Source organism: Pseudarthrobacter sp. WHRI 8279, assembly GCF_040224115.2.
GTDB lineage: Bacteria > Actinomycetota > Actinomycetes > Actinomycetales > Micrococcaceae > Arthrobacter.
In genome coordinates, this window is record NZ_CP168162.1 from 311,001 (window position 1) to 327,806 (window position 16,806).

The 16,806-nt window shown below is 64.9% G+C and carries 16 protein-coding genes; 9 read left to right on the forward strand and 7 right to left on the reverse strand.

What is annotated here, in order from left to right; genetic code table 11:
* Positions 1–4: 4 nt before the first annotated feature.
* The 7 genes from ABRP28_RS01435 (at position 5) to ABRP28_RS01465 (ending at position 6,119) form a co-directional block, all read left to right on the forward strand.
* Positions 5–850: an ABC transporter permease gene (locus tag ABRP28_RS01435; protein WP_350004282.1), complete on the forward strand. Its 846-nt coding sequence runs from the start codon at positions 5–7 to the stop codon at positions 848–850.
* Positions 847–1,680, forward strand: a complete 834-nt coding sequence (locus tag ABRP28_RS01440) for an ABC transporter permease (protein WP_350004281.1) — start codon at positions 847–849, stop codon at positions 1,678–1,680. The genes ABRP28_RS01435 and ABRP28_RS01440 overlap by 4 nt, the downstream gene beginning before the upstream one ends.
* 126 nt (positions 1,681–1,806) lie before the next feature.
* Positions 1,807–2,367, forward strand: coding sequence for a hypothetical protein (locus tag ABRP28_RS01445; protein ID WP_350004280.1), 561 nt, complete (start codon positions 1,807–1,809; stop codon positions 2,365–2,367).
* A gap of 10 nt (positions 2,368–2,377) precedes the next feature.
* Positions 2,378–3,211, forward strand: a complete 834-nt coding sequence (locus ABRP28_RS01450) for an exodeoxyribonuclease III (protein ID WP_350004279.1) — start codon at positions 2,378–2,380, stop codon at positions 3,209–3,211.
* Positions 3,212–3,231: 20 nt separating this feature from the next.
* Positions 3,232–4,275 carry a tryptophan--tRNA ligase gene (trpS, locus tag ABRP28_RS01455; RefSeq protein WP_231455901.1) on the forward strand — a complete coding sequence of 348 codons (1,044 nt, stop codon included), beginning with the start codon at positions 3,232–3,234 and terminating at the stop codon, positions 4,273–4,275.
* A gap of 4 nt (positions 4,276–4,279) precedes the next feature.
* Positions 4,280–4,996, forward strand: coding sequence for a 2'-5' RNA ligase family protein (locus ABRP28_RS01460; RefSeq protein WP_350004278.1), 717 nt, complete (start codon positions 4,280–4,282; stop codon positions 4,994–4,996).
* Positions 4,997–5,033: 37 nt separating this feature from the next.
* A complete protein-coding gene (locus ABRP28_RS01465) occupies positions 5,034–6,119 on the forward strand; it encodes a YihY/virulence factor BrkB family protein (RefSeq protein WP_350004277.1) in 1,086 nt (361 codons plus the stop codon).
* Positions 6,120–6,186: 67 nt separating this feature from the next.
* Here ABRP28_RS01465 and ABRP28_RS01470 read toward each other — a convergent pair whose 3' ends face one another.
* The gene (locus ABRP28_RS01470) at positions 6,187–8,298 is read right to left on the reverse strand and encodes a hypothetical protein (protein ID WP_350004366.1); all 2,112 of its coding nucleotides are present in this window, start codon (positions 8,296–8,298) and stop codon (positions 6,187–6,189) included.
* 173 nt (positions 8,299–8,471) lie between these two features.
* Positions 8,472–9,419, reverse strand: a complete 948-nt coding sequence (locus ABRP28_RS01475; RefSeq protein WP_350004276.1) for a glycoside hydrolase family 43 protein — start codon at positions 9,417–9,419, stop codon at positions 8,472–8,474.
* 122 nt (positions 9,420–9,541) lie between these two features.
* On the opposite strand from ABRP28_RS01475, the gene ABRP28_RS01480 reads away from it, so the two are divergent.
* A complete protein-coding gene (locus ABRP28_RS01480; protein WP_350004275.1) occupies positions 9,542–10,843 on the forward strand; it encodes a sugar ABC transporter substrate-binding protein in 1,302 nt (433 codons plus the stop codon).
* Positions 10,844–10,879: 36 nt separating this feature from the next.
* On the opposite strand, the gene ABRP28_RS01485 is transcribed toward ABRP28_RS01480, so the two are convergent.
* From ABRP28_RS01485 to sdhC, 5 genes are all read right to left on the reverse strand, one after another.
* Positions 10,880–11,650, reverse strand: coding sequence for a S9 family peptidase (locus ABRP28_RS01485; RefSeq protein ID WP_231455909.1), 771 nt, complete (start codon positions 11,648–11,650; stop codon positions 10,880–10,882).
* 152 nt (positions 11,651–11,802) lie between these two features.
* Positions 11,803–12,585, reverse strand: coding sequence for a succinate dehydrogenase iron-sulfur subunit (locus ABRP28_RS01490; protein WP_231457915.1), 783 nt, complete (start codon positions 12,583–12,585; stop codon positions 11,803–11,805).
* A 1-nt stretch (position 12,586) separates the two neighbouring features.
* Complete coding sequence (gene sdhA / locus ABRP28_RS01495; RefSeq protein ID WP_231457914.1) at positions 12,587–14,386, reverse strand: succinate dehydrogenase flavoprotein subunit; 1,800 nt, start codon at positions 14,384–14,386, stop codon at positions 12,587–12,589.
* 108 nt (positions 14,387–14,494) lie between these two features.
* On the reverse strand, positions 14,495–14,956 hold the full coding sequence (locus ABRP28_RS01500) for a succinate dehydrogenase hydrophobic membrane anchor subunit (RefSeq protein WP_231457913.1): 462 nt from the start codon (positions 14,954–14,956) through the stop codon (positions 14,495–14,497).
* 3 nt (positions 14,957–14,959) lie between these two features.
* Positions 14,960–15,340: a succinate dehydrogenase, cytochrome b556 subunit gene (gene sdhC / locus ABRP28_RS01505; RefSeq protein ID WP_074446982.1), complete on the reverse strand. Its 381-nt coding sequence runs from the start codon at positions 15,338–15,340 to the stop codon at positions 14,960–14,962.
* Between the two features lie 284 nt (positions 15,341–15,624).
* On the opposite strand from sdhC, the gene ABRP28_RS01510 reads away from it, so the two are divergent.
* Positions 15,625–16,758: a mannose-1-phosphate guanylyltransferase gene (locus ABRP28_RS01510; RefSeq protein WP_231457912.1), complete on the forward strand. Its 1,134-nt coding sequence runs from the start codon at positions 15,625–15,627 to the stop codon at positions 16,756–16,758.
* Positions 16,759–16,806: the final 48 nt, after the last annotated feature.

Genomic DNA, 16,806 nt, shown 5'->3' on the forward strand with positions numbered 1-16,806 from the left:
TGCGGTGAGGGAGGGCCCTGGCAAGGAGGCCCTGCAGGCCCACAGCCCCGAAACAGCAGCCGCCAAGGCAAGGCGCTGGGGCGCGTTCTATTACGCCGAGCAGGTGCTGCGGGTGATGAAGGGCTACGGCTGGTCCATCATCATGTACAGCGTGGGCCACCCTGTGGCCTATCTGTTTGCCATGGGGGTGGGCCTGGCCACCCTTGTTGATGCCCAGGGTGCCGGAACCTTCGGGGGAGTGGGCTATGTGACGTTCGTGGCCCCGGCGCTGCTGGTTTCCGCGGCCGTTATGACGGCCGCCAACGAGTTCACCTTTCCGGTCATGGACGGCTTCAAATGGCGCCGCACCTACTACGGCCCGCACGCCTCGCCGCTGACCCCCCAGCAGATTGCGGCGGGCCACATCATGGCGGTGACCCTGCGGCTCCTCCTGCAATCCGCCGTCTACTTCGCCGCAATTGTCCTCTTCGGTGCGGCGCCGGGCGGCTGGGGCTGGGCCACAATAGTGGTGGCGACGGTCGCCGGCCTTTCCTTCGGCCTGCCGCTCATGGCGTACTCGGCCTCCATTACCGAGGACAAGGGCCAGTTCGCGCTGGTGATGCGCTTCATCGTGATGCCGCTGTTCCTGTTCTCGGGGACCTTCTTTCCGCTGGACAGCCTTCCGCTGGCGGTGCGCTGGGTGGGCTGGATCTCGCCCATCTGGCATGCCACCGAACTGGGGCGCGTTTTCAGCTACGGGTACCAGCAGCCGCCGCTGCTGACCATCCTCCACGCCGTGGTGCTCGCGGGCCTTGCGGTGCTGGGCTGGGTCCTGACCCGGCGGCAGTTCGCGGCAAGGATGGGCCGGTGAGCGCCGGGCTGCCACTGAAGAGCGCACCGGACCAGGCCCGCAGCAGGACGTTCGGACCGCTGTATTCCCGCAACGCCAGGGCGGTGGTTTCGCGCGGCCTGCTGGCCACACGAAGCACCAACTGGCTGGTGATGCTCTCCGGATTCTTCGAGCCGGTCCTGTTCCTCATCTCCATGGGTGTGGGGCTCGGCTCTATTGTCGGCACGGTCCAGGGTCCCGGCGGCGGAGAGATCAGCTACGCCGCATACATTGCCCCGGCCCTGCTGGCAGTCTCCGCGATGAACGGCGCGGTCTACGACTCGACGTGGAACGTGTTTTTCAAAATGAACTTCGCGAAGCTGTACCAGGGAATGCTGTACACCTCGCTGGGGCCGCTGGATGTTGCCTTGGGGGAGATCTTCCTGGCGCTGCTGCGCGGCCTGCTCTACGCCATGGGGTTCACGGCGGTGATGGGGGTTATGGGGCTGATTACCACGCCCTGGGCGCTCCTGATGGTGCCGGCCTCGGTGCTGATTGCCTTCGGGTTTGCGAGTATCGGGATGGGGATCACCAGTTTGTTGAAGACCTTCCAGCAGATGGACTGGGTCAACTTCGTGATGCTGCCCATGTTCCTCTTCAGCGCCACCTTCTACCCGCTGAGCGTCTACCCTCAGGCCATCCAGTGGCTCATCCAGGCCATGCCGCTCTGGCACGGTGTGGAACTGCTGCGCCAGATCAGTGCGGGCGCGTTCACCGCTGCCACCCCCATCCACATCGGCTACTACCTGGTGATGACCGCCGTCGGCATGCTGCTCACGACTGTCCGGCTGCGGCAGCTCTTCCTGAAGTAGCCCAACTGGGTAGCAGCAGATGTCGTTTAGAGATGTCTAAAGGACAGCTGCTGCTACCTACTTGGGTCTGTTCGCCGGGGGTGGAAGGCGGCGGGAGCATACTCCGGCGTTTGAGAGAATGGGTGCATGCAATCTCTGGGCAGCTCCAAGTCATCCTCCAAACCCGCCAGGGGCGGATTCTCCATGTTCCGTATCAGCGGGCCGGGACTGATGGTCCTCGTCACGGCGTTCGTTGTGGCTGTCATCTTCGCGGCCAACCAAAACGACGTCGTGGGCTGGGTTGTCGCCGTCATCGCCGCCTTCTGGCTTGCCCTTGCCTGCTTTGTGGTCTTCAGCATCCAGAAAGCCGCCAAAAAGGCCGGAGCCAAGCTGACTGAAGCCCAGAACGCCTTCACCACTGCTGCGGGGCGGGGCCCGTACGCCGCGGGAGACCATGGCGGCACCCGGGTTGTCGCTGAGCGCAGCCAGGCGGACGAGGTCCGGGACCTCAAGCTGGACCACTCCTTCAAGATTGTCCAGGTGCAGATCCGCGTGGTGGAGGAGGAGCGTGCCAAGGGCGTCGCTGCGAACCAGGACACCATCAACCGGGCCCTGGAAACCATCGAGATCACAGCCACCAATGCACGGGACATGATCAAGTCCTCCGGCGGCAGCGGAGAGCCGGTCACCGGAACCATCATCGACTAGAGTGGAGCGGGTGATCTCGGCATTGAAGAAGGACCACCTTCGCATCGCTTCCGTTAATGTCAACGGCCTCCGGGCTGCCTACAAAAACGGCATGGCGGCGTGGCTCGAGCCGCGCGGAGTGGACATCCTCTGCCTGCAGGAAGTCCGTGCCCCTGACGCCATCGTCCGGCAGTTGCTCGGCGAAGGCTGGCACATCCTGCACGCCGAGGCTGAAGCCAAGGGCCGGGCCGGCGTCGCGATCGCTTCCCGGGACGAACCCCTGGCAACCCGCAACGGCATTGGCGATGACTACTTTGCCACCGCCGGACGCTGGGTGGAGGCCGATTTCCGGTTTGCCGATGCCGCCGGACACCCTGTCCAGCTGACTGTTGCAAGTGCATATGTCCACTCCGGTGAGGTGGGCACGCCTAAGCAGGACGACAAGTTCCGGTTCCTGGATGTCATGACCACGCGGCTGCCGGAACTGACCAAGCACAGCGACCACGCCCTGGTGGTGGGTGACCTCAACGTGGCCCACACGCCCCTGGATATCCGGAACTCGAAGGCCAACGTCAAGAAGGCGGGCCACCTGCCGGAGGAACGCGCGTACTTTGACCGGTTCTTTGGCGAGGAGATCGGCTGGCGTGATGTCCACCGCAACCTGGCCGGCGAGGTGGACGGACCCTACACGTGGTGGTCCCAGCGCGGGAAGGCGTTCGACAACGACACCGGCTGGCGCATCGACTACCACCTGGCCACCCCGGCCTTGGCTGCAGCGGCCATCTCAGCCGTTGTTGACCGGGCGCCATCGTGGGACACCCGCTTCTCCGACCATGCCCCGCTGGTAGTGGACTACCAGCTCTAAGCCCCGAAGGTTCCTCCCCAATGACTAGCCAGATTTCCCCGGCAACCAAGAAGCGCATCCTGTCCGGCGCCAAGCCCACGGCGGACTCCCTGCACCTGGGCAACTACATCGGCGCTGTCCGCAACTGGGTGGACATGCAGGCTGAATACGATGCCGTCTTCTTCATTCCGGACCTGCACGCCATCACAGTGGACTTCGACCCCGCTGAACTGGCCAAGCGCACCCGGATTGTGGCCGCCCAATACATCGCAGCGGGCATCGACCCGGACAAGAGCATCTTCTTTGTCCAGTCGCACGTGCCTGAGCATGCACAGCTTGCCTGGGCACTGAACTGCATCACCGGATTCGGCGAAGCCTCGCGGATGACCCAGTTCAAGGACAAGACACAGAAGTCCGGCGCCGACGCCGCCACTTTGGGCCTGTTCGCCTACCCCACCCTGATGGCTGCCGATATCCTGCTCTACCAGACCGACCTGGTGCCCGTGGGAGAGGACCAGCGCCAGCACCTGGAGCTCACCCGCAACCTGGCCCAGCGCTTCAACACCCGGTTTGGCCACACGTTTACTGTTCCCGAGGCGACCATCGTCAAGGAGAGCGCCAAGATCTACGACCTCCAGAACCCCAGCGCCAAGATGTCCAAGACGGGGGAGTCGCCCAACGGGGCCATCCAGCTTTTGGAGGACCCCAAGATCGCGGCCAAGCGCATCAAGTCGGCAGTGACCGACGCGGGAACGGAAATCCGCTTCGACGCTGAAGAAAAGCCGGGCGTCTCAAACCTGCTCACCATCTACTCGTCGCTGACAGGCAAAACCATCCCCGAGCTCGAAGCCGAATACCAGGGCAAGATGTATGGCCACCTTAAGGTGGACCTCGCTGAGGTTATGGTTGAGTTCGTTACGCCGTTGCGGAACCGCACCAATGAGCTGATGAGCGATCCTGCGGAACTGGACAGGCTGCTCGCACACGGTGCCGAGCGTGCCCGCGAGATCGCCTCGGTCACCCTCGCCCAGGTCTATGAGCGCATGGGTTTCCTTCCGTCCCTCAGCCTCGCCGGAGTCCGCTAGCGCCATGTCCTCCAGCAAAGTCGCGGCAAGGGAAGGTGCCCGTTCCACCCACAGGGTGGCGGGGACGCCCGGCGGTTCCCACGGAGAGCCTGCGGACCACCGTGCTGCGGCAGTACGCCCCGAGTCCCGCCCGGAAGACATCAGCGTTGGCGTGATCCTGGGGTTCCCGGCTGAGATTGCGGAAGAGCTGCAGCGCTGGCGGGCGTCGTTCGGCGATCCCCTGGCGGACGTAGTACCGGCACACATCACACTGGTCACCACAACCACCACCCGTGACTGGGAAGGCACCCTGGAACATGTCCGCGAGGTGGCCCGCCGGCAAAGCCCGTTCAAGGTCAGCATCGCGGGCACCGGAACATTCCGGCCCGTTTCCCCGGTGGTCTTCATCAATGTGGAGGACGGATTCGAGGACTGCGTTGCCCTCCACGAAAAACTCCAGCAGGGACCCCTCCACCGCGAGTTGCCGTTTGCCTACCACCCGCATGTGACCATCGCCCACGACGTCGCCCCGGAAAACCTCGATGAAGCCGAAACGGTGCTGAGGAACTACAGGGCCGCCTTCCCCGTGGTTAGCATGGGACTTTACGAGCACGATGCCAATGGCATCTGGCAGCTACGGGAAGAGCTGGACTTTGGGACCCAAACTGACAACGACGGCACCCGATCCGCGGATACCGCCCCGGACACAGCCGACGGCGGGGCAGCAGCCGCTTCCCACTGACCGCGCCCACCTGAAGCTGGCCGTCATCCAGAAACGGATGGAGTGGAACAAGGCCCGCAGATCCGGCGGCGGGCCCGTGGCCAGCGTGATGACCATGGTCCAGTGGCTGCTTGCCCGCCTGAACGTGCTCCGGCCCATGCGGGCCTTCCGGCATTACAGCCTCCAGCACGGCCCGCTGATGAGCGCCGGCATCGGGTTCAACATGTTTTTCTCCATCACCGGCCTCCTGGCCACCGGCTTTTCGATCGCAGGGCTGGTCCTGAGGGGACAGCCGGTGCTGCTGGAGACCATCATTGGCAGCGTGGCCCAGAGTGCTCCGGGCTTGTTGAAAGTCAACGGCGGCGAAGGCCTGGTTGATCCCCAGGACCTGCTGAATCCGGACGGCCTGGGCTGGACGGCCGTTATCGCGGCAGCCGTAACCGTCTATACCTCGCTGCGGTGGATCGCCAGCCTGCGGGACGGCCTCCGCGGCGTGCTGGAACTTCCCCCGTCGCTGGTGAACCCCATCCTCCTGAAGCTGCGTGACGCCGGCACGCTGCTGCTACTGGGCGTGGCCCTGGTCATCAGTGCCGGCGCGTCCCTGGTCTTCGGCACGGCCGCCGGGTGGGTCGCTGACTTCCTCCGGCTCGACGACGCACTGGCCGGCCCGCTGACCACCTCCATCAAGATAGGCGTACCCCTGGTTTTGAACTGGGTCACCGCGCTCATCATGTTCCGGCTGGTCGCAGGCTTGAAGCTCTCCCGCCGTGCCCTGCTGGAGGGCACCATCCTGGCAGCGCTGGGCACCACGGTCCTGCAGATCTTCAGTACCGAGCTTCTCGCCGGTGCCGGCCGCAACCCGCTCCTGGCACCGTTCGCCATCATCATCGGCCTGCTGATCTGGTTCAACCTGGTGAGCCAGGTGTACCTCGTTTCCGGAGGCTGGTCCGCGGTACGCGAGGCAGACCACGGCACCGCCTCCTCCAGCCACGAGAAGGGAACCTGGGGCGCCCGGCAGGTCCAGCCGGGAAAGGTACCGGTGCAGCCGGGGAAAGTGCCGGCGAACGCGGAGGCGGGCATGCAAAGCCCGGCCCGAGCCGCAGCTGCCCGGCGCAGGGGCAACGGCCGCACGCGGCAGCGTTGACCGCAGCCCCCGCGGACGGGCGCAGCCCCGTACCTGAAATGCACTGCCGTGCTGCGGGGAACGAGCGCTATGGCGCAGCCACCAGCCCCTCCCACGCCACTGTCCAGCCGGCGGGGAATCCCGGGGCATGGCGGTCCGGGCCGCCGTCCCAGCCCGCGGCCATCAGGGCTGTGGCGGCAAGCAGGCCGCCGTTGCCGGGAAGGTACAGCGGCAGCGAGTCGGTCTGGCGGTTGTGCCCGTTGGCCAGCACTGTGTTCTTCCGGGCGTCCAGCAGGAGGGCGTTGACGGCGGCCTCCGGGTCCTCCAGGCGCGCGGCGGTCATGGCCAGCACGGGATAGTCCCAGCCCCAGGTGCTGTCCCAGTCCCAGTCGGCAAGGACGTCGGCGAGGGTCGCCCGCATGATGTCCTTATCGATCAGGTCGGTTTCGGGCAGGACGCCGAGGGCGCACAGCATCGAGGGATGGTCTGTCCTGATGGTGAAGGGCTCCACGTCGATGGCAGCGTAGACGCCATCCATTACCCGTGGCTTCACCATTTGCCCGGCCACCTCCTGCCACGCCGGAACCGGTTCAAGCCCTAAGCGGTCCCGCCAGGTGGCCGCAACACGAAGCGCCCACTGCCAGTACGCCAGCTCGAAGGTGGGATTGGTGACGGATGCCCTGATGGAGCCGTAGCTCTCCTGGGCGGGAATCAGGGGCGGGCCGAGTTCAAAGCCCCGAGGCGTCCGGTGGGCGAAGCTCGCCATGAACATGGCGGATTCGAAAACGATCTCCGCAAACTCCTCGAGCACTTCCCGGCACGGGTTGGCGCGGTAGACGAGTTCCGCCAGGTGGATGGGATGCGGCTGCTGCCAGACCAGGAAGGTGCCGATAGGGCTGGGACTTTCCCTCCCGTCCGGACCTACCTGCTTCGGCCAACGGACGCCGTCGAAGCCCTGCGACCTGGCGGTCTGCCGTGATGCCTCCAGCACCGTGGAGTACCAGCGCAGCGACGGGAGGAGGAGCTCCACCCGGTTCCAGTGGGCGAAGTGCGCGGCGTGCCACCAGTGCATCTCCAGATGGAAGCGGCCCCGCCAGGAATTGCACACCAGCCCGGTTTCCTGTGGAGGCAGGGAGCCGGAGCAGTTGATGGCCGTCAGGTACTGGGAGAGGACGATCCTGCGCTCCAGCTCCTTGGCCCTGGGATCGTGCGTCGCTGCAAGCTCAATGGCGCCGCCGGACAGCCAGAACCCGGGCCAGTAGGCCTCGGAGGCGGCTGCCACGCTGCTGCCTGCCGGGAGGCCGGCAGGGCCGGAAGGCACGACGGCGGGCCGGGCCGTCGTGCCCGCGTCCTGCCGTGCTGCGGCCAGGGTTGCGCCGGTGTCACCACGGGGGACACAGTCCCCGTCCCCGGCGGAGGCGAAAGCAACCGCCAGGTCCATCACGCCTTGGCCCTCGCCGCTGCAGGGGTTGGGGCTGATTCGGAGACGGTGCTGCCCCGTCTGCGCCACGGTGAGGCTGCGTCCCGTGATCACAACCTGGTAGCGGGAGTCATCGAGCTCGCGGCGGGTGGTCCAGGCTGTGGACCCGGCATGCAGCCCGGACGCGGCAGGCTCCCCGAGCGTTGTGGTGTGGGCGTCCTGGCTTGTCCAGTCGGCGGCGTCGTGCCACGCTTCGGAACCGTAGGGGAAGTCGATGGTGATGGCCAGGCTGTCCGGGAGGCTCCGCGACTCCACCCGAATGCCGAGTTCGTCCCGTTCGGGGTGGCAGGCGGTCATGACTGCCACGGGGTGCCCGGCGAGCAGGAAGCGGCTGGTGACTGTCCCCGTCCAGAGGTCGAGCGTCTGCTCGGCATTGGTGACATCGTCTTCGGTGAGGGCGCGGTCTTGTCCTGCCTCCACCAGCCTGAAGCCGATGCGTCCCAGGTCAATGCGGTGCGGGTTGGCCCGCAGCCAGGTTTCGGCAGCCGACGTGCCTGCCTCACGGTCGTTGACGATGTCGCCCACCATGTCCACGTAAGGCACGGGTCCGCGCGGCGAGTCGTAGAGGACCGTGGAGCCCGAAAGCTCGTACGTCTGGGCGGGAGGAACGGAGTGCCATGCCCACTGGGCCTGCGTGCCAAGGAGCGTGCCGGGCGGAAGGTCATCCCTTGCTCCCACGGGATACGAACCCGGGAGTGATTGGAGGCCAGTGAGGTCCATTGTGAAGGCGAATTCACCGTTGCCTACTGACACCGGGCTCCGGGGGTCGAGCGCCTGCTGGTGGACGTTATGCCGCCGGACGAGTGCGTTCCTGTCAATGGGGCCGCCCTGGGGAAAGTTTGGGGACGGCACCTTTGGGGACGGCGCGGTCGGGGAGGTGCTGGTTGGAGTGCTCACCGTGCCTGCCTCCCGGGAGCTGTTCCGCTGTTACTGACGACTGTTGCCGGGGGATCAAGGACCACGGTGTCCTCCAGTTCTTTGAGGTGATGGAAGGAAGCCCGCTCGTGCGGGCTGTTGTTCGGTTGATGCAGGGTAAGGAGGAGCTGTCCGTCAAAGGTCCTGGCGATCATGCCGTGGCCGCCGTCGGTACTCCATATGGGCTTGTCCTCCTGGTGCCATGGGCCCAGGACCGTACCGGACCCGCTGCGCGCGATGCCCATGGCGTATCCCTGGTCTCCGAAGCTCGACCACAGCATGATGAGGCCGCCATTGCTGAGACGGTGCAGGTAGGGGCCGTCGGTGACGTAGACCGGGAATTCCAGTTCCGCTGTTGAGGGAACCTGCAGGGGGCGGGACCAGGGTGCTTCCGAACCGCTGAACAGGAGGACGGGAGCGCCTTCGGCTTGTCGGAGGTCCGGGCTCAGCCGCTGGGCCGTGACGGTTCCGTCGTGGACCTGCTTCCACTCGTGGCAGAAGACCATCCATGGTGCGCCGCCAGCATCCACGTGCAGCGTGCCGTCGAGGCACTGCCAGTTCCGGGGAGTCACGGGCCCGTTGCTCCAGGGTGTATAGGGGCCCTCGGGCCGGTCCGCGGAAAGTATCTGTGTGCCGCGGAAATGTCCGGGCGCGTAGAAGGTGGCGAACATGAAGAAACGGCCTTGGTAGCGATGCACTTCCGGGGCCCAGAACTGCTCCTGGCTCCAAAACCCGGGCGGGGGACGGAACGCCGGCACTGGACCGTCCCAGCTGACCAGATCCGAACTGCGGTAGTAGTCGAACCCCGTGGCGGGTCCGGACCAGATGTTGGGGTCCGTGCTTCCGAACAGCAGGTATTCGTTGGTCTCCGGTAGCGGCAGGACGAAGGGATCCCGAATCTGGATATCATTCAACTGCTGTGGCATGGCGTCCATTCTCTGGTCCTACGCAGCCGCCCCCTTGTGGGCTTTTAGAAGCTATTGACCCGTCGGCGGCAGCTTGATACGTTTCACGAAACCGTTTTCTGACGTACAAGGAAGCATACCCAATGGAGCGTACGATTTTCCGAACTGTCCGTAAATCCGTTGCCGCCCTCGCAGCTGTAAGCCTGCTGAGCGTTACGGTGGCCTGTTCCAGTACCCCGCCCAACGAGGCCCAGGAGGGGCCCGTTGAAATTCGTTTCTCATGGTGGGGAAATGAGGGGCGGGCGCAGCTGACCACCAAGGCCATCGCGGAATTCGAGGCCGCCAACCCGGACATCAAGGTGAAACCCGAATACGGCGACATCAGCGGCTACTTCGACAAACTTGCCACGCAGGTGGCCGCCAACGATGCTCCGGACGTCATCACCATGGGCGGGGCCTATCCTGCCGAGTACGCCAACCGCGGCGCGCTCTTGGACCTGTCCGAGGTCGGCGAATCCCTGGACCTGTCGGCGATGGACCCCGGAGCGCTGGAGAATGGCCAGGTGCAGGGCACTCAGTACGGGGTTTCCACTGGAGCCAACGCCCTGGCCATTGTTGCCAATCCCGCTGTTTTCGCCGCCGCCGGGGTACCGCTGCCGGATGACAGCACGTGGAGCTGGGACGACTTCGCGAAGACCGCGGCGGATATTACGGCCAAGAGCCCGAAGGGCACCTACGGAACAGCAACGGTCCTCACGCACGATTCACTGGACGCCTTTGCCCGCCAGCGCGGTGAATCCCTCTACACCCAGGACGGCCAGCTGGGCCTGGACAAGGACACCGTCCAGGACTATTTCGACTTCTCCCTGAAACTGAGCGAATCCGGGGCGGCACCAAATGCCTCCGAAACAGTGGAGAAGCTGAATGTCAGCACTGAGCAGACGCTGATGGGCATGGGCCAGGCCGGCATGATGCTCACCTGGAGCAACTCGCTGTCCGCGCTCAGCAAGGCCTCCGGCGCGGACTTGAAGCTGCTCAAGCTCCCGGGCGAAACGCCCACGGCGGGCATCTGGCTCCAGTCATCCCAGTTCTACACAATTTCAGCCCGCAGCAAGCACCCTGAGGCTGCGGCCAAGCTGGTGGACTTCCTGGTCAACAAGGAGGCCGCGGCAAAGATCATCCAGAGCGACCGCGGCGTTCCCAGCAACTCCGGCATGCGTGCCGCAATCCAGGACCTGCTGACGCCGCAGGGCAAGGTGGAAGCCGAGTACATCGACCAGATTGGCAAGATGGACTTTGCCCCCACATACATCGGACCCACTGGCTCCACGGCGGTTTCCGAGATCACGGCCCGCATGAACACCGAAGTTCTCTTCAAGCGGCTTTCGCCCGAGAAGGCTGCGGAGCAGTGGATCAGCGAAAGCAATGCCGCGATCGGCAAGTAGGGTCCAGGCAGCAGGCAGCAGGCAGCCGCAGGCCGGTTATTGCCCGGCGTCGAGGTACTGGTCGGCCCAGGCCGCGATGATACGGGCAGCCCGGGCCGCCTGGCCCTTTCCGGTAAGGAGGTGGTCGCTTCCCTCGAGGGATACGAAGTTCCGGGGATGGCGGGCTGTCTGGAAAATGGTGCTGGCATTCTCGATTCCCACAGTGTTGTCCGTGGGGGAGTGGAGCACCATCAGCGGCTTGTGCAGCTGCTTGATGCAGTCCGTCAGGTCCGCGTTCTCGAGGTCTTCCACGAAGTGCTTGCGGATCTCCACACGCTTCCCGCCAAGGTCCACTTCGGCGCTGCCCTCGCTCAGGATCTTGTCCAGGGCGGCGTCGAAGACGTGTGCCACATGCTTGGGCGAGAAGGGGGCACCAACGGTGGCAACGGCGTCGAGCTCCGGGATCTCCCGTGCGGCGGCCAGTACGGCCGCGCCGCCGAAGGAATGACCCACCAGCAGGGAAATCTGCTTCCCTTCGGCACGCATGAACTCGGCCGCCTTGACGGTGTCCGCCACCTTGTGGCTGAAGGATCCCGCGGACCACTCACCGGCGGAGCCACCCAGGCCAAGGTTGTCGAACCTCAGCATGCCCACGCCGCTGTCCGCCAGCGCCTTGCACATCCGCGCGGCGGAAGGGCTGTCCTTGCCGAGGGTGAAGCCGTGCGAAAACACGCCCCAGCCCTTGACCGGCCCTTCCGGGACATCGATGATGCCGGAGAGCGTCTCACCGGTGGAGCCTTCGAAGGTGACCTTTTCGGAGCGGGACACGGCGTCCCCTTTCACTTGGTACGAATGGCTATGGGCCCACGCCCGCCGGGTTCCCTGGCCGCGCTTGCGAGGTCAGGGGGCGGGTGGGGAGAAACAACGACGGCGCCATCCCCCTTAGTGGGGGACGGCGCCGTCGTCCGCTAAATCCTTTGTCAGATCTTGCGGGAGAGGATTGCCTGCTTGACCTCGGCGATGGCCTGGGTCACCTGGATGCCGCGCGGGCATGCTTCGGAGCAGTTGAAGGTGGTGCGGCAGCGCCACACGCCTTCCTTGTCGTTGAGGATTTCGAGGCGCATGTCCCCGGCGTCGTCGCGTGAATCGAAGATGAAGCGGTGGGCGTTGACGATCGCAGCCGGGCCGAAGTACTGGCCGTCGGTCCAGAACACCGGGCAGGACGACGTGCACGCCGCGCAGAGGATGCACTTGGTGGTGTCGTCGAAGCGCTCACGGTCCTCGGCGGACTGCAGGCGCTCCCGGGTGGGCTCGTGGCCCTTGTTGACCAGGAAGGGCATGACCTCGCGGAACGACTGGAAGAACGGTTCCATGTCCACGATCAGGTCCTTCTCCACCGGCAGGCCCTTGATGGGCTCAACCGTGATGGGCTTGGACGTGTCCAGGTCCTTCAGGAGGGTCTTGCAGGCGAGGCGGTTGCGGCCGTTGATGCGCATGGCATCGGAGCCACAGACGCCGTGGGCGCAGGACCGGCGGAAGGAGAGGGTGCCGTCCGTTTCCCACTTGACCTTGTGCAGGGCATCCAGCACACGGTCCGTGCCGTACATCGTGAGGTGGAAATCGTCCCAGGTGGCTTCCTCGGAAACCTCCGGGTTGTACCGGCGGACGCGCATGTGCACATCGAACGTGGGGATCTCGCCGCCACCGCCGACGCCGGCTGGCAGTTCAATCTTTGAGGCTGGCTCAGCGATTTCAGCGGTCATCTTAGTACTTCCTCACCATCGGCTCGTAGCGGGTAAAGACGACCGGCTTGGTGGCCAGGCGGATGCCGGCGATTGACTCTGCCGATCCGTCTGCCGGCGCGTGGTCATCCTTGTACGCCATGGAGTGCTTCATGAATTTTTCGTCGTTGCGGTCCGGGAAGTCCTCGCGGAAGTGTCCGCCGCGGGATTCCTCGCGGTAGAGGGCTGCAACGGTCATTACCTTGGCCAGTTCCAGCAGGAACCCGAGTTCAACGGCTTCGAGCAGGTCAAGGTTGAAGCGCTTGCCCTTGTCCTGGACGTTGATCCGCTTGTACCGCTCCTCGAAGGAGGCGATGTCGCGCAGGACCTGGTTCAGGGTTTCCGCCGTGCGGAACACCTGCATGTTGGCGTCCATGGTGTCCTGGAGTTCCTTGCGGATCACGGCCACCTTTTCGTCGCCGGTGCCGTTCCGGGCAATGTCCAGCAGTTCGGTGGTGTAGGCCACCGGGTTCTCCGGCAGTTCCACGAAGTCGGCCGTCTTGGCGTACTCGGCCGCCGCGATGCCGGCGCGCTTGCCGAACACGTTGATGTCCAGCAGCGAGTTGGTGCCCAGGCGGTTGGAGCCGTGCACCGAAACGCAGGCCACCTCGCCGGCTGCATACAGTCCGGGGACCACGGTGTCGTTGTCCTGCAGGACTTCGGTGGTGATGTTGGTGGGGATGCCGCCCATGGCGTAGTGCGCCGTCGGGAACACCGGGACCGGCTCCGTGTAGGGCTCAACGCCGAGGTAGGTGCGGGCGAACTCGGTGATGTCCGGCAGCTTGGCATCGATGTGCGCGGGCTCCAGGTGCGTGAGGTCCAGGAGGACGTAGTCCTTGTTCGGGCCGCAGCCGCGGCCTTCGCGGACCTCGTTGGCCATGGAACGGGCCACGATGTCGCGGGGTGCCAGGTCCTTGATGGTGGGGGCGTAGCGCTCCATGAAGCGCTCACCCTCGGAGTTGCGGAGGATGGCACCCTCGCCACGGGCGGCTTCGGAAAGCAGGATGCCCAGGCCGGCGAGGCCTGTCGGGTGGAACTGGAAGAATTCCATGTCCTCCAGGGGAATGCCGCGGCGGAAGGCGATGCCCATGCCGTCACCGGTGAGGGTGTGTGCGTTGGAGGTGGTCTTGAAGACCTTGCCCGCGCCGCCGGAGGCGAACACCACGGACTTGGCCTGGAAGACGTGCAGTTCACCGGAGGCGAGGTCGTAGGACACCACGCCGGCAACACGCTTCTGCTTGTAGGGCGTGCCGTCCTCGCGGACAGCGTCTTCTTCAACGGTCAGCAGGTCCAGGACGTAGTACTCGTTGTAGAACTCAACGTTGTGCTTGACGCAGTTCTGGTACAGGGTCTGCAGGATCATGTGGCCGGTGCGGTCTGCGGCGTAGCAGGCACGGCGCACCGGGGCCTTGCCGTGGTCGCGGGTGTGGCCGCCGAAGCGGCGCTGGTCAATCCGGCCCTCGGGCGTGCGGTTGAACGGCAGGCCCATCTTTTCCAGGTCCAGCACGGCGTCGATGGCTTCCTTCGCCATGACCTCGGCGGCGTCCTGGTCAACCAGGTAGTCCCCGCCCTTGATGGTGTCGAACGTGTGCCACTCCCAGTTGTCTTCCTCGACGTTGGCGAGTGCTGCACACATGCCACCCTGCGCGGCACCTGTGTGCGAGCGGGTGGGGTAGAGCTTGGTCAGTACTGCTGTGCGCGCGCGCTGACCGGATTCGATCGCGGCGCGCATGCCGGCGCCACCGGCACCGACGATGACGACGTCGTACTTATGGACCTGCATACCAGATGCTCTTTCTCTCAAAATTCGCTATAAAACAACGGGCGGGCGTTGCCTGCGCCGCAAAACAGGGCCCGCGGAGATTCCCGCGGGCCCGGGGTGGTGCTGGTGCTAGGCAGGGCAGAATCCGCCAGGCAGGGGAACGCCGTCAACCACGGGGCAGGGATCGAAGGTGAAGATCACCAGGGTGCCCAGGACGATGATGACCACCGTGGCCGAGTAAAGGACGGTCTTCAGCCAGCGGCGGGTTGAGTCCTTTTCTGCGTAGTCGTTGATGATGGTGCGCACGCCGTTGGTTCCGTGCAGCATGGCCAGCCACAGCATCGCAAGGTCCCAGAACTGCCAGAACGGGTCAGCCCATTTGCCGGCCACGAAACCGAAGTCGATGGCCTTGATGCCTTCCCCCACAAGGAGGTTCACGAAGAGGTGCCCGAAGATGAGGACTACCAGGACCACGCCGGACAGGCGCATGAAGAGCCAGGCGATCATCTCGAAGTTGCCCTTGCTGCCACCGTGACGGCGGTACTGGGGGGCGATCCGCCCGCTGCGGGGGCTCTCGATTGTTGCACTCATGGCTTAGTGACCTCCCAGGGCGAGGGACAGGTGGCGGATGGAGAAGGCGACCATGGTGACCAGCCACAGGCCAAGGACTGCCCACAGCATCTGCCGCTGGTACTTGGCGCCCTTCTTCCAGAAGTCAACAGCAATGATGCGCAGGCCGTTGAACGCGTGGAAAACGATGGCAGCGACAAGGCCGGTCTCGCCCAGGGCCATAAGGGGGTTCTTGTACGCACCGATCACGGCGGTGTAGGCCTCGGGAGACACACGCACCAAGGAGGTGTCCAAAACGTGGACCAACAAGAAGAAAAAGATCACTACACCGGTAATGCGGTGTCCTACCCAGGACCACATGCCTTCACGGCCGCGGTACAAGGTGCCAGCTGGTTTTGTCGGCACTGATAAACCTCCCTGCAACACAGCGGCGCTGGCATGAGATCCACGCGGGGGGAACGCCTGCTGCGAGAGCACTCGTAGCTCGAGCCTAAATCTAGGCTCCGCTAACAGCTTATTCAATTTAGGAGCTCCTTGGTGACCAGCAGTGGCGCGGATCTTCCAAATTTATGAGACAAAGGACACACTGCCCCGTGCGGGTGTGCGGTGCACGGTTGCGTCACGGCGGATCCGGGGCGGTAAAGTCCCGCCGGAAGCGGCGCGCCGGGGTTCCGCTAAAGTAGGCGGTGATGAGTACAGACACAGTGACAAGCCCGGCATCACCCCTTGACCGCTTCATTGCGGTGATCCCGGCCGGCGGTGTGGGGACCCGCCTCTGGCCCCTGTCACGCGCCGCAGCTCCCAAATTCCTTCACGACCTCACCGGCTCGGGCAGTACACTCCTGCGCGCCACCTACGACCGGCTGCATCCGCTCGCCGGCAGCAAGATGCTGGTGGTCACCGGAAAAGCCCACCGGGACGCCGTGTGCCGCCAGCTCCCCGAACTCCACGATTCGGACCTCGTCCTCGAGTCCGAGCCGAAGGACTCCGCGGCCGCGATCGGCCTTGCAGCGGCTATCCTGCACGAACGCGATCCGGACACCATCATGGGTTCATTCGCCGCTGACCAGGTGATCAGCCCGGACCACCTCTTCCAGCAGGCCGTCCGCGAGGCAATCCACACAGCTGCGGCCGGCAAGATCGTGACCATCGGCATCAAGCCCACCCACCCCTCCACGGGGTTCGGCTACATCCGCTCCGGCCAGGAACTGCACATCGAAGGTGCCCCCAGTGCACTTGACGTGGTGGAGTTCGTGGAAAAGCCGGACGAGGAAGTAGCCCAGCAGTACGTGGACAGCGGCAACTACGTATGGAACGCCGGAATGTTTGTTGCCCCGGTTGCCCTTCTGCTCAAGCACCTGGAAGCCAACCAGCCCGAACTGTTCAGGGGCTTGCAGGAAATCGCCCAGGCCTGGGACACCCCCGCCCGTGACGAGGTCACCGCCCGGGTATGGCCCACCCTGCCGAAAATTGCCATCGACTACGCGGTGGCCGAGCCCGCCGCCGAAGCCGGGGACGTCGCCGTCGTGCCCGGTTCCTTCCGCTGGGACGACGTGGGGGACTTCGCCTCCGTGGGCCGGCTCAACAGTGCCAAGGAAGTCGACGACGTCACCGTGCTGGGTGAAGGCGCGCGCGTCTTCACGGAGAACTCTTCCGGTGTAGTGGTTACCGACACCAAGCGCGTCATTGCCCTGATCGGGATCCAGGACGTCGTCATCGTTGACACACCCGATGCACTCCTGGTGACCACCATGGCAAACTCGCAGCGGGTGAAGGCCGCCGTCGACGCCCTGAAGGCCAGCGGCGACACCGACGTCCTTTGATGTAACGCTGCGACCGTGATGGCCGGTAATCAGCTGACCCTCGCTAGA